Source organism: Paenibacillus baekrokdamisoli (assembly GCF_003945345.1).
Taxonomy (GTDB): Bacteria; Bacillota; Bacilli; order Paenibacillales; family Paenibacillaceae; genus Paenibacillus_Z; species Paenibacillus_Z baekrokdamisoli.
This window is the reverse complement of the sequence record NZ_AP019308.1, coordinates 4,239,405-4,265,725: the sequence shown is the minus strand read 5'-3', so window position 1 is coordinate 4,265,725 and position 26,321 is coordinate 4,239,405. Positions and strand designations below refer to the sequence as shown.

The following is a 26,321-nucleotide window of genomic DNA, read 5'->3' as shown; positions in this document are numbered from 1 at the left end:
TCAGCAGCTGTGATCTCCGTTGTTTTCAAACAAAAATAGATAAATGGGTGGAGGACTGTACGATGGTGATGAAAAAGGCGAAGGCGCGTGTTTTATCCGTATTGTTGATGGGATGTCTAATGTTGGTGGCAGCAGGCTGCGGGAATAAGGCAGAGTCGGTTGCAAGCAATAACACACCAGGGAATACAAGCACAAATACGCCTGCAGCAACGGAATCTGGTACAGATTGGGCCGCACGTAAAGCGGAGAATGAAAAAGTGGGTACAATTACGTATATCACCGGTTACTACTATGCGGCATCGCCGCCTGATATTGAAACTGTCATGGCCCAAGAGCTTGGCTACTTCAAAGAGCTTGGCTTGAATGTGAAGATTCAGCCGGGACTTGATTCCGAAGGGATGAAGTTTCTAGCGGCAGGCCAAGCCCAAATTGCCAGTGCAGGTACACCTAGCTTAGTTATTCAATCCGTAGCAAGCGGCGCACCTATTAAAGGGATTGCGACATTCGGTGCATCCGGTACGGGCGCAATTATGGTGATGGATGATTCCCCAATCAAGGGGCCGAAGGATTTGGAAGGCAAAACGCTTGGTTTCCATGGTGCTCTCCCTGCCAACTATGAAGCGATGTTCAAGAATTCCGGCGTTGATGTGACGAAGATTAAAGGTGTTTCCGTCGGCTATGATCCTACTATTCTTAGTTCTGGCAAAGTAGACGCTTTGACGGTCTACAAATCCAATGAGCCTTATATTATGGAGCAAGCAGGACATAAAGTGCGCCTGATCGATCCAGGCCAATATGGTGCAGAAACGTCATTTGGCGTCATTGCAGCAAACAACGATTTTGCCAAAGCACATCCTGAGGCGGTTGAAGATTTCCTTCGCGCCGTATCCAAAGCACATGGATATGCGCTAGCTCATCCGGATGAGTCGTTGAAGGTGCTCGAGAAGCAATCCCAGTCCACTTATGATATTAAGGCGGAGACGAACCGTTGGTCCGTTGAGAGCAAAATTCTCGAAGGCTCTAAATCAAAAGGCCATGGTGTAGCTTGGCAAGCAAACGAGCAATGGCAGCGTGAAATTACGATGCTGTTTAATTCCAAAGTTATCAAAAAAACGCTCGATGTTAACGATGTAATGGATAACCGTTATATCGATTCCATTTATGATAGAGAACTATTGATCTGGCCTCAATCCTAATGGATCTGATCGTTCTTGCAATCTTCACTTGAACCCTATACAAATTCAATCATTGGAGTGAGTGACTATGTCTACTATCGATTATAACAACATTGATTTCGGTGTCTTTCTTCCGGTAACAAACGGCGGCTGGATTATTTCGGAGACATCACCAAAGATAGTCGGAAGCTATGAGCAAAATAGAACAGCAGCTATTATCGCTGAAGAAACTGGACTTGATTTCATTATGTCGATGGCCAAATGGCGTGGATACGGCGGTACGACAAATCACTGGGGAACTTCGCTTGAATCGATGACGCTGATGGCTGGCCTGGCGGAAGCGACTTCTCGCGTGAAAATCTATGCGACCGTACACACGCTGCTGTACAATCCGGCAGTTGCAGCCAAAATGTTCGCGACGCTTGACCAAATCAGCAATGGCCGTGTCGGCATGAACGTCGTATCTGGCTCTTTCGCGAATGAATTTGCTCAAATGGGCATGTGGCCGGAGCATTTGGATCATGACCAACGCTATGATCTAGCGAAGGAATGGATTCAGACGGTGAAGAAGCTGTGGTCCGAAGATTCCGTAACTTTTGAAGGCGAATACTTCAAGATGGATGATTGCATGTCTTATCCGAAGCCGCTGCAAAGCCCGCGTCCGGAGATCATTTGTGCCGGACAATCCGAGAAGGGAATGGGCTTTACAATTGATGAGGGCGACGCTTGCTTCATCGGAGGCCGTGACCTGGAGGAGCTGGCAGCAGTTAGCCGCCGTGCCAAAGAAATGGCTGTGGAACGGAACAAAACAGTCAAAACGTATGCGATGTTCTCCATCATTCCTGCTGATACGGATGAGCTGGCTGAAGAGCGGATGCGTGTCTATCAGGAAGGCGCCGACTTCGGCGCGATCAAAGGCATGCTGAGAAGCTATGGCCTTGAGCCGGACGGTCGCGAGAACTCGATGGTTGCACGTGCGAAGAGCGCGTTTATGTGTGAAACGATTTCCGGAAGCCTCGAAACAATCGTGGCACGGATCAAACATATTATTGAAGTGTCGGGCATTGACGGCATGATGCTTACTTTCCCTGATTATGTAGACGATTTGCGCTTCTTCGGTGAAAAGGTGCTCCCTGCTCTTAGGGCATCGAAGTAAGAGATGGGTGGAACGAATATGATGAATCTGACAGTGGATGTGCCCAAGCGGCAAACGGCCTTATTGATCGTCGATGTGCAAAATGATTTTTGTGCTGCAAATGGCAAAATGGCGGAATTCGGCATGGCGATGACAGAAGTGGACAAAGCAGTCGACCGGATTGAAGAGCTGGCCGCAGCGGCCCGTCAAGCCGCAGTTCCTGTCATCTTTATCCGGCTGCTTACTGCTCCAGAGACCGATTCCAAGGCGATGCTCTCCTTGTATGCGAGGCAGGGAATCGAGGCGTCAAGCGCGGCGGTATGCCGCGCGGGCACCTTCGGCGCAGAGGATTATCGTCTCCGTATGGAGCCGGGCGATTATGCAATTGGCAAGCAGCGCTTCAGCGCCTTTGTCGGAACGAATATCGAGCTCATGTTAAATCGTTTGGGAGTGACTTCGTTGATCGTAACGGGAGTGACGACAGAATGCTGTGTTGAGTCAACGGTTCGCGATGGCTTCATGCGCGATTATGAGACGTTCGTCGTGTCGGATGCCTGCGCCGCTTATGAACCGGAGCTTCACGAAATGTCGTTGAAGCTGATGGCGTTGAATTTTGCAACGATCGTTTCGGCTGATGATGTACTTGCTAGCTGGGGCTCTTCGCATAAATAAGGATGGTGAATGACGATGAACATGATACCGGAAAGCATGGAGGGGTTCTCCAGCTCGGAGCTGCGCGAAGCTGTTGAGGTAATACGTGAAGCGGTGGACCGCGAGGAACTGACTCATCTTATATTGGAGCTGGGCAATATTCGAAGCCTGGCAGGCTATGAGAAAGACGCAGGCGATTACGTCTATGAATGGATGAAACGCGAAGGACTTGCGCCAAAACGCGTGGGCATGATCGAAGATCGTTTCAGCGTGGTTGGACGACTCGGCGGGCAAGATACGAGTGCAGGACGCAACCTGCTGTTCACGAGTCATCTGGATACGGAGTCGCCGCAGTATAACTGGCGAGACAGCTGGAAGCATCGTCCGGGCTCTGTTGAACGGCCCGAGTGGCTGGAAGCGCGTCTCAAGGACGGCGTATTCTCCGGACGTCCCGTTGAGAACGACCGGGGACCGATGTCCTGTACGTTGATTGCCGCCAAGGCGCTCAAGAAAGCCGGTCTTCCACTGGCAGGTCATCTTTATGTGACGGCTAGCCCTGGCGAGATTGGTCCAGAGCATGTGGAGGAATTTCAAGGCCCGACGTTTCATGGCAAAGAAATTGGTGCGCATTATATGCTGACGCATGGCGGCGTAGCACCGGATTTTGCTATCGCTGCAGAGGGGACGGATTTCGGCATTACGTGGATGTCCTGCGGACATGCCAGCTACCGCATCGATATTTATGGCGAGGACGTGTTTACGCCTGTACTGGAGCATCCGCCTTTGCTGAAGGATCACCCTAGCCCGCTTGTGACAGTCGCGATTATGATCGCTGCGCTGCAGCGCTGGGCGGTGGAATATGAGCAGGTCAATACGTACCGATCTCATGCTGGAACAGCGGTTCCAAAGGTGCAAATCAGTGCGATTCGCGGCGGCGATCCGCATATGATGGGCAGCGGCAGCGAGGTGTGTGCCATTTACTTGGAGGTTAATTTGACGCCGAAGCAGTCGATAGCCGATGTGCAGCGGCAGTTGGAAGCCTTAATGAAAGCGGAAGGGCTTGAAGGACGAATCGAACCCATCGTCTACAGACAAGGCTTTGAAGCGGATAAGGATAAAATACGGGGACTCTATGAATCGATTAATTTGGCCAGCCATTCGATAGGCCGCGGAGAAACTGCTCTTAGCCATCCGATCTATTCCAGCATGTGGCGTGATCATAATGTATTCAATATGTTCAACATCCCTTCGGCCACTTACGGACCAGCCCGGTTCCAGCCGACGGTGAACGATATGGTTGATGCAGCTATCGCCTACGCATTAACTGCTTGGCAAATTTGCAATAGCCCGAAAAGGTAAGCTTCAATGGGCGCAGATGCGAAGGAGAATGCCCTGCTGGATCCAAGGTCATAGTGAAATACAATGGGGAAGTTTGCGACCGGCGTAACAGAGCCGCTTCTTTTCTATAGAGGAAAATACGAGAAATTGAATATAATAGGAGGATGACGACATTGAAAATAACAGCGGTAGTAGGAAATCCGAAGGCAAAATCGAAAACGTACACCATCGCCGAAGAAGTTGCGTCGAAATTCGGATTATCCCGAATGGCGTGAAGCCGAAATGGAGGAACGCGATTGTTGGAAACAAACGAAACGGAAGAAGTGAAGGTGACGGTTCAGGAACGCATCTTGAAGGCGGCAGAAGAAGCGTTCGCGACGAGCAGTTTTGCAGGAACGCGAATTAGCGAAATCGCCGTGAAGGCGGAAGTGAACCAGGCTCTTATCCACTATTATTTTGACTCGAAAGAAAGACTTTATCAGGAAGTGTTAACGGCCCTTTTTCAGCAATGGGAGGCGTATGTCCAAAAGTGGTCCTGGGATGGGCTTGATCCGGAGTCGATCATTCGGGAATATATTCGAATTCACTATGAACTGAAATGCGATATTCCTAACTTGTACAAAATTTTTCACTGGGAAGCGCTGGAGGGCGGCGAGCTCTTCAATAAATATGCATCCTCCACCTGGACACAGGATTTTCTGGAGAAGGCGCAGCTGTTCAATAAGTGGAAAGAAGCGGGCATTATCAACTCGAAGCTTAATGTGAATGTGCTTTTATTTTCCTTGTGGGGCATGATGAATCAGTTTTACTACCGGGAACAAGATGATTTACAATCGATTACCGGGTTGAAGGGCAGCACGGAGGAGCTGCATTCGGTAGTTGTCGAGCAGATGATCCAGTTTGCGATGCATGGCATTTTGGCAGGAGATAAGCTTGAAATTGGCGGGTGTAGGCAGGAGGAGACCGAAGCGGGTCGTATGGAGGTGACCGTTCTTATGCCAGGCGGACAAGGTTACCGTGATCACGAGGATACCGCCAAGCTGCTTGGCTGTCTGGAGTCGCTGACTGGCGTAACGGTGAACGTAATTGAAGAAGAAGAGCAGCTTAAGGTGCTGCCTGGCACCAGTCGATTGTTCTTTGTATTCGCTTCCACAAAATATGGGGAGATGCCGCCTTGGATCGTGCGGCTGCTGCAAACGCTAGAGCAGGATGGTTCGTCTGCGGCAGATCGATTGGTCGCGGTGTGGACGATACGGGACAATCCGGCGGCTGAGGGCGTTCAGCGTATGCTGGAGGATGCTTTTAACCGTCTAGGCGCTTTTTCCGCAGCCCGTATTCCCGGCCAATCGCCCCGAGACTACATTAAACGTTGTGCTAAACTGATGGGGATGTGACGGAGCAGCAGCGCAGCAGAATAGGTGATGGTACCATGGAAACGGAATCGGGTACAATGTCGAAATCCCGTTTGAATTGGATGATGGCGGCGCTGTTATTTAGCATTTTTTTGACGCAGCTTGATCAGACAATCGTGTCCACAGCACTGCCGACCATTGTCGCCAAGCTGCATGGGTTCGACCAAATGAGTTGGGTTTTTACTGTATACATGCTTGCATCGACGGTGGTCATGCCGATTGCGGGGAAACTGTCCGATATTTATGGAAGAAAACAATTTTACATGTTTGGTTTAGTTCTGTTTGTGGCTGGCTCAGCCTTATGCGGCGTGGCCGGCAGTATGGTGCAGCTTGTATTGTTTCGCGGTATTCAAGGTATCGGGGCGGGCTTTCTTACGCCGATTACGTTTACACTGTTGTTCTCGATCATGCCAAGGGAAAGAGCGGGCATTTATAACACGCTGTATATGAGTGTGTTTGCTCTTTCGTCGGTCATAGGACCGTCGTTAGGCGCACTTATTACGGAATATTTCGACTGGCGCTGGAATTTTTACATCAATCTTCCGTTCGGTCTCTTTATTTTCTTGGTACTGAACAAGTTGCTAGTGAAATCCAAGGTTGGCGAAAAGCGTCCCTCTATCGATGTTGCAGGAGCGCTGTTACTTGCCGGCGCTACATTATCCATCCTTCTGGGGCTGAAAATGGGCGGTGTTGATTATGCCTGGTTTTCCTGGCAAATCGTTGGACTGCTTGTGCTGGGCGCTGCCTTCCTGGCTATCTTCTTGATTGTGGAGATGAGGGTCAAAGAACCGATTCTTCCTCTGGCCTTGTTCCGCAGCAAAGTGATTTCCGGCACACTTGCAGCGACCTTTCTACAAGGGATCATGATGTTCGGAGCGCTTGTGTACATTCCGCTGTTCGTACAGGGCAGCCTTGGCGGCGATGTCAGCGATGCCGGCAACGCACTAACTCCATTAATGTTCGCAGTAATGGTGGGAGCATCAGTCGGAACCTCGCTTATTAAGAGCTGGAGCTGGCGCTCGAATATTTTACTATCCATGATATTGACTGGAACGGGACTTGCAGCGATGATCGCTATGCCGCTTGACGTCAATGTATGGCTGATGAGGCTCATTATGGTTCTCATCGGCATGGGAATCGGCATTATGATGATGGTCGGACAAATGGCCGTCAGCATGAGTGCGGAGGAGAAATTCAAAGGCGTGGCGACGTCGACAGTAGGATTCTCGCGTTCCGTCGGCGGCGTGTTCGGAACGGCAGTTTTGTCTGCCATTATTAACAACAGACTCGCTTCCAAGATTGCCGAGCAAGCGGATAAACTGAATCTGTCGGCGGACGGTGTTCAGGAGCTCGTTGATCCACAGGCACTATTGAATGTCGATTCGGGTCTCCCTGCTGCGACAAAAGCGGTGCTGCGTGAAGTGCTTGGAGATACTGTGCAGTACGGTTTCTGGTTTCTGCTCGCCGCGGCTGCCGCGGGAGTCGTAGCGGCTGTATGGACCGGTTCGGAACGGTATCATTCGGAGCCGAAGGGCAAACAGGCAAAGGTAGAAGCAGAACCGCATATGATGTGAAGGAATGAAAGGAAGAGCTGTTTATTCGGCCGTTAATGGGCTGTGGGACGGCTCTTTTTTGTGCCGTTGATCGGCGTGCATGAGGACCAACCGATGTTTAAGGTAAAACTATACACAGGTTTATGCACATTACCCACAAGTATAAAATCCTTACTGTGAATAAGTTTGAATAAAGTTATTAACATATCCACAGGTATAGATATTCACAAGGAAATCATACCCCTATCCTGAATATCCTCAGCATAAGCCAACGAGGCTGTGCTTCTTATTTAATAAATAATAAAATATTTAACGTTCGAAAAACCGGGAAAGCTTGATGCTGCGCGGTTTTTCTTTGTTTTCTTGCCGATTCTTTTATTATTCTTTCACTGAGAAGTAGCCGCAGTGATAATGAAATTGGAATATTTATCTACTGTCGTAATACTTTCGCCATGTTCGTAAGCTCGAAAATGAGCGAAGATAGATTCAGAAGGCCGGCATGATAAAGTGTTGGCCAGAACAGATCATCGAGGCGCATGGAAGGGTTACTTCGACTTCTAATCGGCTTGTCGTTGGTTCGAGTCCAACTTCCTCCAATCGGAGGAATAGCTCAGTTGGTAGAGCAGCATTGTCCCCTTCCGACCAACTTCCTCGATGATCTTCCACAATTGAACCACGAAGCGAGGCGCCAGAAAGGGATCCTTCGACTTATTAGGGTTAAGTATTGATGGTGTCCATATGGACACTAATGGCCTTTTCAATCACTTCCTCGCTTCGTTTCCAACAAATTATACAATAATAACCGGTGAGGCGCCGGGATGGGGTACTTCGAACTTAATCGAGCACTGATATACCTGGGCAATCCGGCAGGTTCGACTCCTGCAGCAGCCTATCCTGCCTTTTCCTCACCAGTGTTATCAACGTTTACAAGGCAACTTCTTCGAGAACTTTAAGGAGGCTTACGAAAGATGAGTATAGCAAAGAAACTATTCGGGTCTCTTAGGCCCAATATATTTAACAAAGATAACTACCCTGCATTCACACGATCTGTGGAGGAGCAATATCTGCAGACACTTCTCACCAACACAATGAGCAATACCTTTTATGCGGACCAAAATGTGCTGCTAACCGAGGCGGCGCAGCTCCATCACGAGATGGCTGAGACAAACCCGACTTTCATGGCTAAGGCGATTGTGTTTGCTCGAAACGAAGGCTTTATGAGGTTGCAACCGCTGTTCGGCCTTGCGATTTTGTCCGTCTATCGCCCAGATTTGTTCGCAAAGATCTTCTTGCAGGTTGTGCGATTTCCTTCCGATTTGTCCGATTTCTTAACGATTCTGAAGGGACTCGGTCGGGGGGAAGGCGGTCGTGCTGTAAAAAGGCAAGTGAACCGCTTCTTATCTGGGATATCTGAATACTGGGCGATCAAGTACAACGGACGTGGACGCGGATACAGCCTGGGGGATGCCATTGCTACTGCACATCCGAAACCGGATGACCTGAAGCAGCAGGCACTATTCCGTTATTTGCGCGGGCAAGAGGCTAATCTCGACTTGCTGCCACAGGTGAAAGCACTGGAGAGCTTAAAGCTTGCCTCTACGGAGCATGAGCAGATTACATGGATCGAACGTGGAAAGCTTCCGTATGAAACAGTTACAGGTGCAATTAAGCCAACCAAGGCAGTCTGGGAAGCGCTACTTTACCAAATGCCTACATTCGCAATGCTGCGACATATGAATGCTTTGCAGAGGGCAGGTGTTTTGGAGGAAAAGCAGAATCTAGATTATGTCGTAAACCGTCTAACCAATAAACAGGCGCTGAGAAAAGCCAAAATATTGCCGTTCCGATTAGCGACCGCTTTCCGGCAAGTCGAACATCCGGAGTTACGGGACGCTTTGCGAGAAGCGGCTGAGCTAACTTTTGACAACCTGCCCGAGCTCGGAGAACGTACGGCTATTTTCCTTGATATTTCAGGCTCGATGGACGGAGATTACCTAGAAATCGGTTCGGTCTTCGCATTGGCGTTGTATAAGAAGACGCAGGGGAACTCCCTGTTCTGGCTGTTCGATACGGATGTATACGATGCGAACCCCTCTCGTAAAGATAGTATCTTAACTCAGGCGGCGCAAATACATGCCCGTGGTGGAACAGATACGGGGGCACCGATACAGAAGCTGATCCAGGAGCGAAAAAAAGTGGACCAAATCATCATCATTACCGATGAGCAGCAAAACAGCGGGAGCCCGTTCTACAGTCAATTGAAACTGTACCGCTCGAAGATCAACCGTGATGTGAAGGCTTTTATCGTAGATATAGCGCCTTATCGGACTGCGATGGTTCCAGATCAGGATCCTCAAACCTTCTATATTTACGGTTGGAGTGAAACTGTACTTTCGTACATCGCTCAATCCGTACAAGGATATTCTACATTGAAGGAGCGAGTAGCTGCACTGGATTTAACTGATTAGGATTAAGGGTTAGTAGGAAACGCTGGATAAAAGTAACGGGAGCGATACAACCTATATCTTTATTTTTCTTGAATGCCTCGAAGGAGTAGTCAACATAAGAGGGAGACAATAGGGGGTCACTCCTAATCGTCTCCCTCTTATTATCATAAGTATGAAGAGGGTAAATGAATATTGTGCCATGGGATGTCGCGGTATGGAATTGTAAATGTATGTTATACTAGAAAAATGATATGAAGGGACTGTGTGATATGAAATGGTCTGAAATTTGCAGCCATTACCCCAGTCGTTTTGTTTTGGTAGAAGCAATTAAAGTAGTATCTAAGAATCGTTTACGAACGATTGAAGAAATGACACTAGTTGAAGAATATGGTAATTCAATGAGTGCTTGGGAAGGTTATAAGCTCCATCATAAGGAAAACCCAGAACGGGAATTTTATATATTTCATACTAGCAAACCAAAAATTGAAGTTATTGAGGAATACTTTACAGGAGTTCGAAGATAATTATTGGACTTAGGCTTGAGAACGGTCTTCCGTTAGTTTCATTCTCGTGTACGTATCAGAATAAAACAATTGAATTGAGAAATTTAATGTTCGATACTGGCTGCTTCAAAGAATGAATATTGAATATGTATAAACAATTCATTCATCAGCTGTCGGTAGTGAATGGAAAGAGCGAGACAATAAGCTGATGCTTATCGTCTTGCTCTTATTTGCTTTCTCCTTCATATTCCGTGAGGTTCTGGTACTCACCTTACACCTCTTTTAAAAAAGTCATTATAGCCTGCTGAAATTGGAAAATGATGAACCAATACACTAATAGATAGGATATAATTGGATTTTGAGCATTCGTTTACTTTCTTTGCCTATACTTGATATAAATTTGAGGGGGAATCACCGATTTATGCAAAGTAAACTGCTCCTCTTGCTTGAATGCCATTTTGGAGCTTTAAAGACAGAATTGCAGAAAGAAGTGTATATGGAGTTTTACAGGATGGTCTATGGGTCCATCATTTATATGGTCAAGGAGCACGCAGCTACAGAAGATATCATTCAGGAATCATTTTTAAAAGCGATTAGAAAGCTGCCCGATATCGATTCAGAGTACAAGTTAAAGGGATGGATTAGAGTCGTTGTCAAAAATACGACTTATAATTATTTGAGGAAGAGCAAGAAAAATCGCAACGAAGTTGATGCTGAGAGTGTTTTTATTAACGACAGTATCAAATACGCAACAGATGCAGAAACCATTGAGAATGAAGTTGAGTTAAAAATCATGATTGAAGAGATTGACGAGTGTCTGAATGAATTAAAACCCGAATACCGTGCTCTTGTCGAACTGCGATGGAAGCAAGATATGAGTTATAAGGAAATTGCAGATGTACTGGATACTACGGAACAAACGGTCAAATATAAGTTACACCGAGCCAGAGAAGCAATAAAGAAGAGAGTTCACAGGAAGTGGGGTGAAGCACATGAACAAAGATGAATTTGATCGTATGTTTGATGATGCCTTCGATGAAGCCTCTAATAACTATGTAACGGTTCCAGATTCAACAGCATCTTGGAAGCGTGTTGAAGATGTTGTGAGACGTCGACAAAAGAGATTGCAGCGTCTTAAAGTACTGCCCTACGTTGCCGCTTCATTCCTATTAGGTGCATTCATATTTGGAACTCCAACTGTTACTAAAGCCTTTACTCCTTTTTTTCATACCATTAAAAGCATACAAATTGATGTGGTTAGTTTAATCTTCGGTTCAAAGGACAAGGCGGATACGGAACCAAAGACTTCAGCCCCTGGCGATAGCGGCAGTACTTCTGAAGGGTCGGATATGTATAACGGTGAAATGATTGAAAGGCAATATAATACTTGGGAGGAAGCATCAAAACAAGTTGCTTTCGCTCCCATTTCAATTAACTATGTTCCTAAGGAATTGAAGCAAACAGACATTACTTTATATTTCAGGCAGACACAAGAAAGAGCCGGTAAAGCAGTCTTATTGTACGACAACAACGCAAGTCAACGGCTGATGATCACGATACGAGTGCTCGACAAAAACGAGACACTTACTTCTAACAATACGAAAAAAAGCGGAACCGTAGAAACGATTAAAATAAACAGCAACGAAGCGTATCTTTTTATTGCTAACGATAATAGGGTAAGTTTGGAGTATATGACTGTGAACATGTATGTTTCAATCTCGGGAAGTTTAAGCAAAGAAGAAATGATTAAAGTAGCAAAAAACATAAACTAAGGGGAAGGCATAGTGGCCTTCCCCCTTAGTTTTTATTAGTTTGCCAATATGTAGTCGGAAGTGATCTCTCCTTGCTCATAAGTGCCGTTGTTACTGACCCAGTGAACCGTGCGAGCTCGGAAGTAATACCCCTTGGTAGTGGTTTTTTTGGCCTCTCCTGTGAAGTACCATTTATTCGATCCCGTTATTGTTGTTGCAGGCCCCACATCTATCCAAGTAGAGCCTGTGTACTTTTGCAGATAGATCGTAGCGCCTATCGAAGATACGGTGGATTTTGATACCGTGCTAACGGTAATAGTAACAGTTTGATCTAAATTATCTTTAATGCTAACATCACCTTGATCGAGATACTTGTTGTTTGACTCGAAAAAACCCTGCATGCGAATTTCTGTTGGTGGTGGTGAAGTCAGAGGGGTCTGCCTCTGGGCTACTGCTCCAAACGATGTTGTCGGTACTAGAATAAATGATAATGTAATGATAAAGGCAAAAATGGACTTGGATGGAATTCTTGTTTTTTTCATTTAAAAACATCCCTCTCTTTTAAGCTCACAATTATTTTTTAAGAACTTCCAGCTTCTTCATCTGCTCGTTCCATCTAAGTGTTAACTCCTTCTGATCACTGGAGCTGACAATCGTGTTATTCTTCTCTACCTTGGTTGCATAGGTCTCGATAAGCTCGTTATCCATTCTAGAGATCAAATCGGATGTACTTTCAATATTCCAGGTTCCATCATTATATGGCGCTAGCCCTGGTTCTATTGTGAGTTTTCCTTTATTTATGCTAACAACATCGAAAAAAGCTTTTCTTGGCCGCTCAACATCCATTCCCGACACAATAAATTGATTATTTCCTAGCACTTGAGCATTCAAGAGCTGCCGTGTATCAGCGGTAAATATCTTAAAGACTAATAGATGATCTCCTGAGAAGGTCTGCAATAAACTATAAGAGGACGGAGCAGAATCACCAAAAACAATTGGCTGTCCCCGATACGAAAAGAATCTACCATTGGGAACTTCAATAATCTGAATCCCTTTGGATATCTTACTGAAAGCATCATTGTTAAGCTGCATGGATTCATCTAACGATAGAAATGTCTGCAATTTGCCCATTACGTATTCCAAAAACTCGTCGGGATTGTCCATTCGATCCCCATTATCCAAATATTGAAATGCAGTCGCCACATGTTCACGTAAAGTTGCTTTTGCTTCAACGGCTTGTTTTAAATCAGCATTAGGTTTTGTTAAGGCAGATGTTGGGGTTGTATTGTCATTTTGTACTGTAGGATTGTCGACTCGAACGTTATTAGATGACTGACAACCGGTAAGGAGTGAGAAGCCCAATAATAGGATTCCTCCTAGAGGGATAACCTTCCGAAACAAATCACATTACCTCCCTCGTGTTAAGAAAGAGCGGTAAGAGGGCGGTTTATTCGTCCCCTGTTTCAAAAGACAAAGAAGTAATTGCAAATGCGGCAGACTTTGTCCTAGTCCTTCTGTAAACCCTCCTTTTCATAGAAAGTACAATTCTCCTAGAGAAGGTTTTCTAGAAACATATGAAACCAACGAAACATGCTCTTAATTTTAGTGGAGATATATGGCTAGAACAGAGCATGTTCTACCTTCTAAAAACATGAACACCCATAAAGTGGACTTGGTTGCAATTTTTTTAATTTATTAGAATTATGGTTAGAAATGACTTTAAAAGTACACCAGTATCAATGTTTATTTCAGTAGTAAATGGATATGACTTAGCCTGAATGACATTGCTGAAGCAGAAGGCCGGTGGAAGCGATGAAGGAAATAACGATAGAGTTACATGAGTTGGGTCGAATCGCCGGTGAGAAAGCGCGTGCAGAGGCTTGGGCTGCCGGTTTACCTTACAGCTATGGGGTAGAGGGAAAGGTCATTCTTGTCTATCCAGACGGACGAAAAACAGAAGTGGTATACGATCCATCGGCGGAACGGAACGAAGTCCCATATGTAGAAAAGGAATAGCACTCTTGTCGGTATTCGGAATAAACCCTTCCGAACACCGCCTGCGAGTCTAGTAGGGAGAGAGATCAATTAATCTAATTACAGGAGGCAAATATGGTAAGTCGAGATATTAAGGTGCTTTTGGTAGTGGTTGTCTTATTCGTTATTGGAGTAGTTATTAGCTATTTTTTGACGAGACCTCTTTTTTATTGATTTTGCTCGTGATCCCTTTTTCTGTAACTGCGAATTTATTTTTCATGGGAGTTCAATGCTCAGATCTTGTCGCTATCCTTAGAAATTCTTTTATTTAGCTCCCAAATATCTTCGCCCCACAAAAGGAGGCTAGTTTCTAAGCTGCATAGTTCAACTATATATTTTGGGGTTTAAGAGACAACCGCAGCAGCGCAGCAATAACGCAAAATGATTGATAAAACGCTTTTTTTCCGTACTAAAACGGATGTTTGCCTTTTCTCAAACAATATAGAAATAGCCGCTACCTCTAGTTACGGGTAGCCCGATAGAAAAGAAAAGCCAGAAAAACGATCTCGGAATTTGGCCATATTCGTTCATTAGAGCTGATTTTCCATTCCGTGGAACAATTACAAAAAATGGCCTCTGTTCGCATTGAAAGCGAAGAGGCCGTTTTTGTGTTTTCGTACGCTAGCTTCTAATTGCTCCGCCTTTCAAATTTTGAGAGGATAGACTATTGCACAAAATATGAGGTTATATACAGATGTCTGTGCTTATTCGTTCTCTTTAGTATTCTTGCTATGAAAATCTTTTAACACAAAAAGAGACCCCGTACCAGGAGGAGGAGACGGGGGAGGAGAGGTTTTAAATTGTCCTAGCTTACTATATGAAAAAAATATCTTTGATCTAGGTGTCTGCTGAAAAAAATTCTATTGGGTACCGCCAATAGGAACCGGTTAACCCATATTATGACCCCATTCAACTTGCTTTCATCGCGTTTACGACCCTATCGCAAAGGCGGCCGCCTAAGGAACAATTATGGTTTCTTAATGAAAATTTATCTTTACTTTGTTAGATATTTGTAAGATGATAGATTCCAATACAAAGAATAGGAGGAAATTTTATGAAAAGAAAGAGATTTATGGGGTTAGCTTTGGGCTGCTTGTGTCTGATGCTTTCGATTTCCAGTTCTGCCTTCGCAACATCTGAGGGTGATGGTATTAATGAACTTACGACATCAGCAAAAAGTATTTTAGTAGATGAGGTTGGTGTTTCACAAGAGGAGCTAGAAGGACTTCCTTCTAGCGCGCAACCGACAGAAGCAGAACTTAATGCTTACCTCACCTCCGCCGGGTATCCTGCAAATGTTATTTCTTTATTTGAACTCGACACAAAAGTGAACCTGTACAATAATCAGGGCACTTTTGTAGGCATCGAAGAAACGGTTGGAAATCTTGTTGAAGGTAAGGATGGACAGTTGTCGCTAACCGTTGCTCCAAGATCGTTAGCAAACTTTACAGGAAGCTTAGTAGGAAGTTCTATCACAGCACCATCTGGATATAAGAAATTTTTGTTAGACTACTATTGGGATTGGAAGTATCAACCAAACTACACTCTGACCGATAAGTTCGGGATTTCTTGGTCCGACGACTTTGATGCTATCCCCGCCACAGCTGTATATAATTACAAAGCCATCCATAATGGAAATCAATTACCTCATACGTACTGTGAGAAAGCAACTGGAAATATCAGTACTTACACAGATTACACTATTAAAAAAGGCATTGGCTGGTCTGCAGATATTATACAAAGCTACATATCACCGACTTGTAAAGATGACAACGGACTTACAGGTAACAACTTCTCAACAGAGGAACACAAAGGATGGGGAGAAGTTGCTATCCAAAAAGCTATCACCACTCCTGGACAAAAAATGAGCTCGGCTGCCGTTGCTGACTACTTCCATAAACAAGGTGCAGTTACTGGATCGCTTAGCTTCAATCCAATAACTGGTTCTGTGACGATTGAAATCGCAGGAAGTACAAATTATGATAAATCGCCTGATATTGCGTACCAGTGGAATTGGACCCAATAAAATTCGGTTTTATAGTATAATAATAGAAGTAGAATATTCTACTTCTATTATTTTTTATTGGAGGATAAAATGGAGATTATTATTGCAGTTTATTTCGGGTTATTTATTTTTCTACTAGTTTCTTCTATTAAAAATATGAATAAAAATAATTTATTATTTTATACATTTTTGGCCTTATCATCTATATTTGCAGGATTGACAATGGTAAATATTTTGATTTCTTGTCAATAAGTAAAAAATCTTCTGTTTTATGATAACTCAATTGTTAGCGAGTCTACTAAGCCACAACCAGAAAACATAGATTTAATTGAAGATACTGCGACATTATCCGATACATATTCAAAACTTAGCATTAACTCAGGTGAAGGATCCGCTGCGGCGGATCCTTCTTCTGTTATGTGCCCAAAGTACGGGATTCGTTATGGCTTCATGTACAAGGGTATTCTACTTTGCTAGACAGTGTAGCTGCTATGGATCTAGATGAATAAATAGTAGTGTATGAGAGTGCAGTATATTGTCATAAGAGGGGGATAATAAGCGGATGCTTATCGTCTCCCTCTTATTTGCCTTGTCCTGTAACAAGAGCAATTCGTCTCGTCAATCTCAGGAGTCGCAGCATATGAGGCTACACGAAGCAGTTCATTTATAAAATTGCTGGAGATCGCATGGTTTATGTCGTCGTTGCGCAATCAGAAAAGGATCTGGATTTTGATGGAACAATGAAATGGCGGTATATATTGAGAAATTTTATCCAAATAAGAAAAATTGTGTGATAGAATGTCACTATTAAGGTATATAATCACAACTGTTCATGATACCCTGAAGTTCAAGAATCTCAACCTCGTCAATACACCTGAGGAATATGTAAGCCGATTATGATTAAGGACTATGCGAAGTCTCGTAAGCATGAATGGGAAGAAGCTTGTTTCATACCGGATGCATCGAACAGCCAGCATGTGCAATATGTTGTCCGAAATCTGATTAAATGGCAGGGAGCAGAGCTGAGTGGTGATGTTGTATTCCGTGAATACGTGGAACTGGAGCCTATGACCAAGCACCCGAAGAGCGGCATGCCGCAACATAGAGGGATTCTACTCTACCGATCCTTGCAAGACCAAATGGCTAAATAGAATTTGAAGGGTGAGTTATATTGAATCATACAAGAGATATATCAGTCGAAGTTAAACTAACAAGCAAGGATCTCGTGCAATTTAATTTTGGCTATTTGTTCAGGAAAAGTGCGATGGCTATTCTACTAACAGTTACTTTTATTATACTGGTTTCGTGGATATCTATTATTAGTAATCAGGGTTATTTCTCTGTTCCGGGAGTGGTTTGGTTTTGGTTGTTATTCATGATATTAATACCGATCGTTACATACAGAAGTGCAAAGAAAAGCTACAACAATAAATTTATTCAAGAAACGAAAAGCTATGAATTTAGTGAGGAAGGAATAAGACTTGCATCTGAATCAATGAGTGCTCTTATAAAATGGAACGACTTAAGACAAGTAATCACTACCAAGAATGCAATGTATTTCTTTATCACAGATCGTTCGGCGCAGATTCTTCCACTCCGATGTGTAACAGAGGCACAAAAAAACAGCTTACTTTCCTTGATTAAAGAAAAGGTAGTACACAAGAAAAAAAGATTCGGTGTCTTGGTCTTGATCATGATTTTCATTTACTTGATGATTTTTCTTGTAACGGTAGGAGTATTTCAGTATATATCTGCTGATTAGAATTCATTACAGATGTGCTGGATTACAATAGGCCAAGAGGGGAAGGCAAAGTTGCCTTCCCCTTTAGTTTGCCAATTTGCATCTTTGCTCAGTGATTGTGTTTAATCAGGCCCCTAATAAAAGTTGTAAGTGTTCACTGTCCGTTCATAACTTTTTGATAAGCTTTCCAAAGAAAGTCGTGGAAATGTTTGGTGCAAAAAAGGTACAAGGAAAGTCGGGAGAATGGTGTGAATCACAAATACGATGAATTTTGGGGGCTTATGATGTCGACAACTAAGATGTTTACCTTTCCGGATTTAAGGAAAAAGAAATTTGTAGCCGGGCTGCTTTTACTATCCTTCTTGGTAATTGGAATTGGATCGAGCTTCTTCTGGGTACAGGAACCGGTCTCTGCGGCAGCTTCCGAGACGACTTCGCAGCAAGCTGTTAAACCGGATGAAGCGCCTGGGGATCTGAACAACTCCGCCGAGGTTGAGGCGTTCGTCAACAAAGAGATGAAATCGAGTATGGATCTATTCAAAATTCCAGGGGCAGTCATCTCCATTGTGAAGGATAACAAGCTCCTGTTCGCCCAAGGTTATGGACATTCTAACATCGAAAAAAACGTCCCCATAGACCCTGAAACCAGCCTGTTCCGGATCGCTTCGACAACGAAGCTGTTCACCTGGACAGCGGTGATGCAATTGGTCGAGCAGGGCAAACTTGACCTCGATACGGACGTCAACAAATACTTGAAAACGGTGAAGATACCGGATACTTATAAGCAGCCCATCACGTTACGCCATCTCTTAACCCATACTGCGGGGTTCGAAGAAGGAGGTGTCGGCTATCAGATCACCACAGATCCGAAGAAACTGCCCGTGTCGATTTCCGATACGCTTTCCAAGCACATGCTGGCACGGATTCGGCCGCCAGGCGAGAAGGTATCCTATTCCAACTATGGCGCTTCTTTGGCGGGATTGATTGTTGAAGAGGTTAGCGGCGTGCCTTATGATGACTATATTCAAAAAAACATTTTCGAACCGCTCGACATGAAATATGCGACAGTTAAGGAACCTATACCGGCGTCTTTAGACCCTTATAAAGTGCTTGGCTATGCTAGTGAGAACGGTAGTTTTGTCAGCAAACCGCCTACGTTTGAGGGTGGCTTCCGCCCCGCCGGATCGGGGTCGGTCTCTGCGCTCGATATGGCCCATTTCATGATGGCCCACCTCAATGAAGGGCGCTACGAAAACAAGCAGATTCTGAAGCCGGAAACCGCCAAATTAATGCATTCGACGGCGTTCCAGTTCGATAAACGTTTACCGGGTATAGATCTTGGCTTTTTCGAGCTAAATGTCAACGGACATCGTTTGATTTCTCATGGCGGCGCCGACACACTGTTCAGTACGGAACTTTATCTCGTTCCCGATAAGCAAATCGGTATTTTTGTATCCTATAGCGGCGGTGATGGTGGAGTGGCTGCGGAAGGGATGTTACAAGCCTTTTTCGACCACTATTTCCCGGCGCCGGAAGTCAAACTCCCGCCTATGCCCGCCAACATTGCAGAAATAATCGGGAAATATGCCGGCTCCTATAAGTTCACTCGCCGCAACTACAGTGATATAGATAAATTTTATGGTTTTATGACTGAGATGAACATATCCATATCCGATAACAAGTTGGCCATTGGACAGGGAGAAGAACAAATGCTGTACGTTCCGATTGGACAGGATTTGTTCCAGCAAGTTGGAGGCCCGCATCAGATCGGCTTCCGCACCAATGCATCAGGAGAAGTCACTGAAATGATGTTTGACTTTCTCACGTTCTTGCCGCTCGAGCGTGCGCACTTAATTGATGAAACGAAGTTCTGGTTTCCCCTGCTTGGCAGCTCAATTGTACTGTTTATCGTTGGATTAATCGGATTTGCTTTCCGAATACGCGCAGTTAACAAGATGGAAGCACCGCAAAAGCGGGCAGCTTGGCTCTCTGCGGCTACTGCAGTTTGGGGACTAATAACCTGCATACTGATCGTTACTTTCATTATGAATATGGACACATTAGAACGACTGAGCCACATTTCCATTTCCGTAAAATTAGTTCTGGTTATGCCCATTATTTTTGTTGGATTGACTGTGGCGATGATTCTATCGGCTATTATGGCATGGAGAGATAAATATTGGAATGTATTCATGCGGGTGTATTACACGCTTGTGGTGCTTGCCGCGATGGCTTTGAGTCTGTTTTTCTACCACTGGAACTTACTAGGATGGCAGTTTGGTTGAAATTAGAGTCGCTGGCAGATCAGAAGATGGTCATCCTTGTTAATCGGGATGACCATCTTCTGATGGCGGCCGATTCTCAGCAGGAAGTTTTCAAGGCAGCGCAATTAACGATATAATGAACCTGCTCATTCTATAGATGTGCAAATTGTCATGTTAGAATTTGATAGGGGGTATCGTTCTCATGGCCACAATACTTATCGCGGATGATGACGCTCGCATTCGTGAGCTGATGTCCTTGTTCCTGCGAAATGAAGGGTTTGAACTCGTAGAGGCAACAAACGGTTCCGAAGCCCTCTCCATTATAGAGGATTCTCGGATAGATCTGGTGATCCTTGACATTATGATGCCGGTAATGAACGGTTGGGATTTATGTAGAGAGATCAGGCAGCGGGATTCGAATATCCCTCTCTTGATGGTGACGGTCAAAGCGGAAGCGGCACAGAAGGTGAAGGGCTTCCAGCTTGGAACGGATGATTATCTGACGAAACCGTTCGACCCGATGGAACTTGTAATGAGGGTAAAGGCGCTGCTGAAACGTTCTATGATCGTTTCCTCCCAGACCGTACAGTTGGGCGGGATCATGCTGAATCGCCGGTCTTATCAAGTCATTCGGGGAGACGAAGTGCTGAATCTGCCTTTGAAGGAATTCGAACTGCTGTTTTTGCTGGCCAGCCATCCAGGTCAAATATTCACTCGGGAACAGCTCATCACGCAGATTTGGGGGATGAATTATGAAGGTGATGACCGGACTGTCGATGTCCACATCAAGCGGATAAGGGAGAAGTTTGTCGCTGATACGCAGCATTTTCAAATTGAAGCAGCTCGCAGTCTCGGGTACAGGTTAGTAACACCATGATAAAAACCTTGTATGCCCGCGTCATTCTTACGTTTCTGGCCGTCATTATCTTTAGCCTGCTTACGTCCACTCTGATCGGACTTGCTGTATTCAAGAAAGAAATTAACGAAGTAGGGCAGAATGACATGATTGCAGCAGGTGAGGAAATCATTCAGCTCTATGAACAGACGAAACCTAAAGATACGGATACCTACATCAAACGTATGGTGAAGCTATCTGCTTATCAGATTCATTTATTCAATGATGCTGGAGAAGAAACCTTCTACGGTTTGGAGAAAAATAATATCATCCAAGTTCCACCCAAAGCGATTCAAAAAGTGCTGCAGGGTAAATATTACCGCTCGATAGCCAAGGAAGAAGATGCATTCATCGGTATCCCCTTTTCTTTCGACGGGAAGCAGCATGCGATGTTTTTACAAAATTCCTCTCAGAACGAAAATATGATCAATCGCATGGTGCTTATTGTTCTGCTACTCGCACTGTTGATTGGAAGCTTGTGTATTCTCATTGCCGCCAGATATTTGGTGAACCCTCTCAAAGTGTTGAAAAAAGCGACCAAACGACTGGCGAAGGGCGATTTTGACGTGGAATTAAAATTGAAACGCACAGATGAAATGGGAGAGTTGGCTCAGAGCTTTAATGAAATGGCCAGTGAGCTTAAGCAGTTGGAGCAGATGAGGCAGGATTTTGTTTCCAATGTATCTCATGAAATTCAGACACCGCTCACATCCATCTCCGGCTTTGCAAAGGCTTTAAAGTACAATAACCTGGTTGCCGAAGGTGATCGTGTGTATTACCTGGACATCATTATTGCAGAAAGTGGACGATTGTCCCGGCTTGGCGATAATTTACTTAAACTCGCTTCTCTGGACTCGGAACATCATCCTTTTGAACCGGTGACGTTTAATCTTGTGGAGCAAATCAGGCAAATTGTTGTCACATGCGAACCTCAATGGTCGGCCAAAAACATTCGTATTGACCTGGAGCTACCAGCTGCTGCCAAAATAACAGCCGACGCGGATCTGCTTAATCAAATCTGGATGAATATAATCGGGAACAGTATTAAATTCACGCCGGACGGTGGAATGATCCATATCCGTATGAGTCACCAGTCCAATGAAGTTGAAGTGTCTATTACCGATACGGGGATCGGCATTTCACCGGAGGAACTTAACCCCATTTTCGAACGCTTCTATAAAGCAGACAAGTCGCGAAATCGCAGCAATAACGGCAACGGTCTGGGGCTTGCCATCGTTAAGAAAATGGTCTCTCTTCATCATGGAAGCATTCAAGTGAAGAGCACGCTTGGGGAAGGCACGACAATAACTGTTAAGCTTCCGATTGCTCCGCCTGTCGGTTGATGAATTCGTAACAGAACAGGGCAGGCCGAATGAATAATCATTCGCCTTCCCTGTTTGCTGTTCCAATCTCTGTACGTTTATGGAGTCGTTGGAGTGGAAAAGGACCTGCATCTCTCGCTTATGGTAATATATAAAATGATATCAATCATGCATGTGAGCTCAGCGAGCATTGATGAATTAGAAATAACCTTATAGAAATGATGGTTGTTATGAAAATTGAAATGGATAATACAATAATAGAATTTCATGTTCAATACGGAATTAGGAAGAAGATTTCCATTCATATTGACACGGCAGGCATTATAATGGTTAAAGTCCCCAATGAAACAAGTGAAGAGACTATCATAAGAGCTGTGGAGCATCATGGCAAATGGATACTGGAGAAGACGCATCAACTTGCGGAGGCTCGAAAAGCCCCTAAGACCAGAGAGTATCAAGATCAGGGAAAGTTCCTTCATCTGGGGAAAGAATATTTTCTTCATGAGTTAATCGAGACTGAAGAGTTAAATGAAGAGGAGCTTAAGAAGAATCTCAAGAAGTTCTATATTTCAAGCTGCAAGAAGATAATAGGAGAACGGATAAGTAGATATCAAGACCAACTGCGAGTAAAGCCCAAAACCATTGAGGTTGTAGAGTCGAAAACCAAGTGGGGAAGCTGCAGTTCAAATAAAAATTTAACCTTTAACTATCGCCTTGCCATGGCTCCAATTGAAGTGATCGATTATGTAATCATCCATGAACTATGTCATCTGCTTCATATGAATCATGATCGATCCTTTTGGAGACGTGTTGGAAGTATAATGCCGGATTATAAAGAGAAGGAAGCATATTTAGCAAGGCATGGGCAGTCAATGACTCTATAAAACAACTTGCGTTGAAGCCACAAGAAGCAGGAGTGGAGCTGACTTTCTCAGATTCCGTGAAGATCGGAGCTTGGGTGCAGAAAGCAGTCCCTCAAGCCGTATAATATAATATATCAGGGTACATACGAGTCTATTACAATAGCTTGGTTATGGTTGGTTGGCTGTAGTAGTTATATTTATTAAAGTGAGGAGCAAAAAAGCTAATGGAGTATATCAAAGGGATATTATCATCAATAACGTTTAGAAGATTCTCCATACTACTATTAATATGCGTTTTATTAATTAGTCTCCAAAGCATGTTAAATCTAATACTGCTAACTTTACTGATTACCTACATCATGAATAGTCTACAAAGCAATGTTAGAAGGATTATAAATAGATTTTTTAAGATAAATTACCAAGCAGTAATAATTATTATTTATGTGCTTCTTATAATAGTGTTTGTTGCTGGTATCTCGAATTTGCTACCGAAAATTGTTGATCAGATTAAAGCAGTATCAAATGAGTTAATAAAACTGTCTAATTCACCAGAATTTAATTCTCTACCAGATAGTATTACTAGTGCCTTAGATAGTTTAGATTTACAATCATATGCACAACAAGGATTTGGATTTTTACTCAAATTAAGTGACTGGGGAAAAACATTCTTCTTATCATTGTTGCTGAGTCTCTTTTTCTTACTTGAAAAGGAGAGGATTGTGAGGTTTACTTCAAAATTCAAGACAAGTAAAATATCTTGGTTTTATAACGAAGCAGAGTATTTCGGGAAGAAATTTGTTGTCTCATTTGGCAAGGTAATTGAGGCTCAATTTCTTATCGCAATTACTAACACTCTACTAACAACAATTGGTCTGTGGATATTGGGTTTCCCATATTTATTCGCTTTATCAATTACAGTATTCATACTCAGTTTGATTCCTGTTGTTGGCGTAATTATCTCAATGATTCCACTCTCCTTAATTGGTCTTCAAATTGGTGGAGTAATGATGATTGTCTATGTTGGTATTATGATAATTGTGATTCATTTGATAGAGAGTTATTTCCTTAACCCAAGATTTATGTCTTCAAAAACTAAATTGCCGATGTTTTATAGTTTTGTTATCTTAATTTTTTCGGAACATTATTTAGGGGTATGGGGATTAATAATTGGTGTTCCAATATTTGTTTTTCTTTTGGATATTCTAGATGTAAACAAAACTGATGAGCTGAGTTCTTAATTTACCGCTGATCGATTGATCTAATCGATAAAAAGGCTATTTTAGAGGAGGCCTAGCACAAAGATGTCATCTCCAGCACGTGGAGTGTTGTTCACAGTTAGTTTGGAACGGAAATACGAAGTGAGAAGTTATTGTGGGTTTGCCCTCTCTTTCCCTAGAGAGGGATTTTTTTCATGTAAAAATATCCACGATCCCTACAACTTGATTCAAATTGGGCCAGCAAAGGATTGTGCATGACTGATCTAGTCTTCTGTTGGAGCTGGATGGGACGCTATTACGGAATGATCGAAGGCGAGTAATTGTACGATAAGCTGGACAGTGGATAAACTTGTATGAAGGGGATATCGCCGGATTCCTGACTTTGAGCATTAACAAGAAGAGCGAGATAATAAGCTAATGCTTATCGTCTCGCTCTTATTTGCTTTCTATAACGATACATAATTGCAACGCAGATTAACTATAGATCATTAGTGAGAGATAAGGACCCCATATTGTTTGAAAAAGTTGATAATTGCAGTGGTGTCCATCCGCGCATCAGGAAGGTCTTCTGGATAATAAATGCCTGGAGCCAGCGGTTCGTCCTCTGGTAATCGCAATAGCTTTTCTGCTTGGACGGCAGCTCCTAAGGCGGTGAGATGAGTCTGACCAAGCGGATCAGTAATCGCGATCCTCCGTTCAACCCAGCGCCCATTATGATCACGGCCCTTAAGGTGAATGAGGACGTGATGTGCACTGCCAGTACCCGGATTGTAGAGCAGACTTCGTCTAAACGAACGGAATCGATCACCGCTGATCATCTTCAATATTCCGCTCTTGACCAGTCCGACAAGCGTGTAGGTGGATGCTTTGCTGTCGAAGGAGATGCGGAAGCTGGCTGTGTCGACATGGCCTGCCTTGGGCAGGGTCACATGATCCGGGGTGTCGAGTCGATAGCATTTTGTTGCGTATCCGTTTGGAAATTGCACTTTGACCGGATCGGTCATTGGAAATACAAGACGACTTCCCTGTGATTCCTTAATATGGAATGGAATGGTCATACGATCCATATACGCCGCGGAATCAGGTCCTGCTTTGTCCCGCAGCGAGTAAAGCGCATGAATATTGATGGCGACGTTCTGAAGTGAGGCCGACTGCAGCATGGCGAACAGTGAAGCAGTTCCCGCCATCCATCCGGAAGACAGCACGACAGGAGCATGAAGCTCTGTGTTCTTCAATTTGGCGATCGATTGTTCGAATATCTCCGTCCACCGCGTAACGTCGATGAGTGGAATCTTTCTTCTAACTGCAGACAGAAGCAGCCGATCCTGCAGATCGTTGACGGAGTTAATGATCAGCGACACATTGTCACCTGCATGAAGCAGCGGATCTTCCGCATTAGTATCAACAACGACTGTTTGGACTCGTTCTGACTCGAAAGGTGCTGCTTTTCCCAGTGATCTTCCTCCCAGTGCAATATCCAGATCGGGGTGCCGATCATGTAATATTTGGGCGATCTGTACGCCCACGGCACCGTATCCCCCCACAATAAGAACCTTCTTTCTATTCATAAAACCAACCTCCGTTTAAATGTTTATATGTTTAATTTATTGAACGTAATGCTTTTAAAAATAGGAATGTCATTGTACTAGCCAAGTTGATGGCACTAGTACTGGCATTCCTCTTCCACGAATTGGACAAGCTGTTTCATAAGCGATATCGCATCGTTAAACTCAAGCCTGTAGTACATTTCTGTTCCCTTTTTCTGAACCGTAAGCAGCCCTGCTTGCCGTAATATTTTCAGGTGATGAGAGACGGTAGGCCGCGACATCGGAATATGCTCAGCGATTTGCGTCACATTCATACTCTCTTTGTCGATCAGCAGCGCTATGATCTGCTGACGAATGGGGTCTCCCAAGCCTTGAAAATAGGGGCTTAGATTCTCGAAAATATGAATGGCCTTCTGATTGCCGGTAAATTCGTTCATGGCTCACTCCGTTCTAATGCTTAATTGTTTA

24 protein-coding genes and 1 tRNA gene are annotated in these 26,321 nt (G+C 44.2%); 21 read left to right on the top strand and 4 right to left on the bottom strand.

Annotated elements, in window-relative coordinates:
• The first annotated feature begins 62 nt into the window (after nt 1-62).
• The 12 genes from EKN16_RS18845 to EKN16_RS18800 all read left to right on the top strand — a co-directional run bounded on the left by EKN16_RS18845 (nt 63) and on the right by EKN16_RS18800 (nt 11,986).
• Complete coding sequence (locus EKN16_RS18845) at nt 63-1,196, top strand: ABC transporter substrate-binding protein (RefSeq protein ID WP_125660614.1); 1,134 nt, start codon at nt 63-65, stop codon at nt 1,194-1,196.
• Nucleotides 1,197-1,263: 67 nt separating this feature from the next.
• Nucleotides 1,264-2,331 carry an LLM class flavin-dependent oxidoreductase gene (locus EKN16_RS18840; protein WP_125660611.1) on the top strand — a complete coding sequence of 356 codons (1,068 nt, stop codon included), beginning with the start codon at nt 1,264-1,266 and terminating at the stop codon, nt 2,329-2,331.
• Between the two features lie 18 nt (nt 2,332-2,349).
• Complete coding sequence (locus tag EKN16_RS18835) at nt 2,350-2,982, top strand: cysteine hydrolase family protein (protein WP_164522875.1); 633 nt, start codon at nt 2,350-2,352, stop codon at nt 2,980-2,982.
• Between the two features lie 15 nt (nt 2,983-2,997).
• Nucleotides 2,998-4,320 carry a zinc-binding metallopeptidase family protein gene (locus tag EKN16_RS18830; RefSeq protein ID WP_197719097.1) on the top strand — a complete coding sequence of 441 codons (1,323 nt, stop codon included), beginning with the start codon at nt 2,998-3,000 and terminating at the stop codon, nt 4,318-4,320.
• 152 nt (nt 4,321-4,472) lie between these two features.
• Nucleotides 4,473-4,574 (top strand): NAD(P)H-dependent oxidoreductase, encoded by a 102-nt coding sequence (locus tag EKN16_RS33505; RefSeq protein ID WP_164522874.1) that lies wholly within the window; start codon nt 4,473-4,475, stop codon nt 4,572-4,574.
• A gap of 21 nt (nt 4,575-4,595) precedes the next feature.
• Entirely contained in the window at nt 4,596-5,693 is a 1,098-nt protein-coding gene (locus tag EKN16_RS18825; RefSeq protein WP_125660605.1) for a TetR/AcrR family transcriptional regulator, read from the top strand.
• 35 nt (nt 5,694-5,728) lie between these two features.
• Complete coding sequence (locus EKN16_RS18820; RefSeq protein ID WP_125660602.1) at nt 5,729-7,285, top strand: DHA2 family efflux MFS transporter permease subunit; 1,557 nt, start codon at nt 5,729-5,731, stop codon at nt 7,283-7,285.
• A 517-nt stretch (nt 7,286-7,802) separates the two neighbouring features.
• Nucleotides 7,803-7,860: transfer RNA gene (locus EKN16_RS32335), tRNA-OTHER, on the top strand.
• A 372-nt stretch (nt 7,861-8,232) separates the two neighbouring features.
• Nucleotides 8,233-9,732: a TROVE domain-containing protein gene (locus EKN16_RS18815; protein ID WP_125660599.1), complete on the top strand. Its 1,500-nt coding sequence runs from the start codon at nt 8,233-8,235 to the stop codon at nt 9,730-9,732.
• 248 nt (nt 9,733-9,980) lie between these two features.
• A complete protein-coding gene (locus EKN16_RS18810) occupies nt 9,981-10,235 on the top strand; it encodes a hypothetical protein (protein ID WP_125660596.1) in 255 nt (84 codons plus the stop codon).
• A gap of 400 nt (nt 10,236-10,635) precedes the next feature.
• Nucleotides 10,636-11,220 carry an RNA polymerase sigma factor gene (locus EKN16_RS18805; protein WP_125660593.1) on the top strand — a complete coding sequence of 195 codons (585 nt, stop codon included), beginning with the start codon at nt 10,636-10,638 and terminating at the stop codon, nt 11,218-11,220.
• On the top strand, nt 11,207-11,986 hold the full coding sequence (locus tag EKN16_RS18800) for a DUF4367 domain-containing protein (protein ID WP_125660590.1): 780 nt from the start codon (nt 11,207-11,209) through the stop codon (nt 11,984-11,986). The genes EKN16_RS18805 and EKN16_RS18800 overlap by 14 nt, the downstream gene beginning before the upstream one ends.
• A 35-nt stretch (nt 11,987-12,021) precedes the next feature.
• On the opposite strand, the gene EKN16_RS18795 is transcribed toward EKN16_RS18800, so the two are convergent.
• Nucleotides 12,022-12,507, bottom strand: a complete 486-nt coding sequence (locus EKN16_RS18795) for a hypothetical protein (protein WP_125660587.1) — start codon at nt 12,505-12,507, stop codon at nt 12,022-12,024.
• Between the two features lie 31 nt (nt 12,508-12,538).
• Nucleotides 12,539-13,327: a hypothetical protein gene (locus tag EKN16_RS18790; protein ID WP_125660584.1), complete on the bottom strand. Its 789-nt coding sequence runs from the start codon at nt 13,325-13,327 to the stop codon at nt 12,539-12,541.
• Nucleotides 13,328-13,777: 450 nt separating this feature from the next.
• Here EKN16_RS18790 and EKN16_RS18785 point away from each other — a divergent pair, with 450 nt between their 5' ends.
• The 9 genes from EKN16_RS18785 to EKN16_RS18745 all read left to right on the top strand — a co-directional run bounded on the left by EKN16_RS18785 (nt 13,778) and on the right by EKN16_RS18745 (nt 24,327).
• Complete coding sequence (locus EKN16_RS18785) at nt 13,778-13,981, top strand: hypothetical protein (protein WP_125660580.1); 204 nt, start codon at nt 13,778-13,780, stop codon at nt 13,979-13,981.
• Between the two features lie 1,072 nt (nt 13,982-15,053).
• Nucleotides 15,054-16,025, top strand: coding sequence for a hypothetical protein (locus tag EKN16_RS18780; RefSeq protein ID WP_125660577.1), 972 nt, complete (start codon nt 15,054-15,056; stop codon nt 16,023-16,025).
• 875 nt (nt 16,026-16,900) lie between these two features.
• Nucleotides 16,901-17,155, top strand: a complete 255-nt coding sequence (locus tag EKN16_RS18775) for an ATP-grasp domain-containing protein (protein WP_125660574.1) — start codon at nt 16,901-16,903, stop codon at nt 17,153-17,155.
• Between the two features lie 20 nt (nt 17,156-17,175).
• Nucleotides 17,176-17,766, top strand: coding sequence for a YcxB family protein (locus EKN16_RS18770; RefSeq protein ID WP_125660571.1), 591 nt, complete (start codon nt 17,176-17,178; stop codon nt 17,764-17,766).
• Between the two features lie 227 nt (nt 17,767-17,993).
• Nucleotides 17,994-20,030 (top strand): serine hydrolase domain-containing protein, encoded by a 2,037-nt coding sequence (locus EKN16_RS18765; RefSeq protein WP_232015839.1) that lies wholly within the window; start codon nt 17,994-17,996, stop codon nt 20,028-20,030.
• Between the two features lie 181 nt (nt 20,031-20,211).
• On the top strand, nt 20,212-20,886 hold the full coding sequence (locus EKN16_RS18760) for a response regulator transcription factor (RefSeq protein ID WP_125660568.1): 675 nt from the start codon (nt 20,212-20,214) through the stop codon (nt 20,884-20,886).
• The gene (locus EKN16_RS18755) at nt 20,883-22,247 is read left to right on the top strand and encodes a HAMP domain-containing sensor histidine kinase (RefSeq protein ID WP_125660565.1); all 1,365 of its coding nucleotides are present in this window, start codon (nt 20,883-20,885) and stop codon (nt 22,245-22,247) included. Before EKN16_RS18760 ends, EKN16_RS18755 begins: the two co-directional genes overlap by 4 nt.
• Before the next feature lie 209 nt (nt 22,248-22,456).
• Entirely contained in the window at nt 22,457-23,110 is a 654-nt protein-coding gene (locus tag EKN16_RS18750) for a M48 family metallopeptidase (RefSeq protein WP_125660562.1), read from the top strand.
• 203 nt (nt 23,111-23,313) lie between these two features.
• Complete coding sequence (locus tag EKN16_RS18745; RefSeq protein WP_125660559.1) at nt 23,314-24,327, top strand: AI-2E family transporter; 1,014 nt, start codon at nt 23,314-23,316, stop codon at nt 24,325-24,327.
• Nucleotides 24,328-24,794: 467 nt separating this feature from the next.
• On the opposite strand, the gene EKN16_RS18740 is transcribed toward EKN16_RS18745, so the two are convergent.
• Nucleotides 24,795-25,874, bottom strand: coding sequence for a saccharopine dehydrogenase family protein (locus EKN16_RS18740; protein ID WP_125660557.1), 1,080 nt, complete (start codon nt 25,872-25,874; stop codon nt 24,795-24,797).
• Nucleotides 25,875-25,969: 95 nt separating this feature from the next.
• Nucleotides 25,970-26,290, bottom strand: a complete 321-nt coding sequence (locus EKN16_RS18735) for an ArsR/SmtB family transcription factor (RefSeq protein WP_125660554.1) — start codon at nt 26,288-26,290, stop codon at nt 25,970-25,972.
• Between the last annotated feature and the right edge of the window lie 31 nt (nt 26,291-26,321).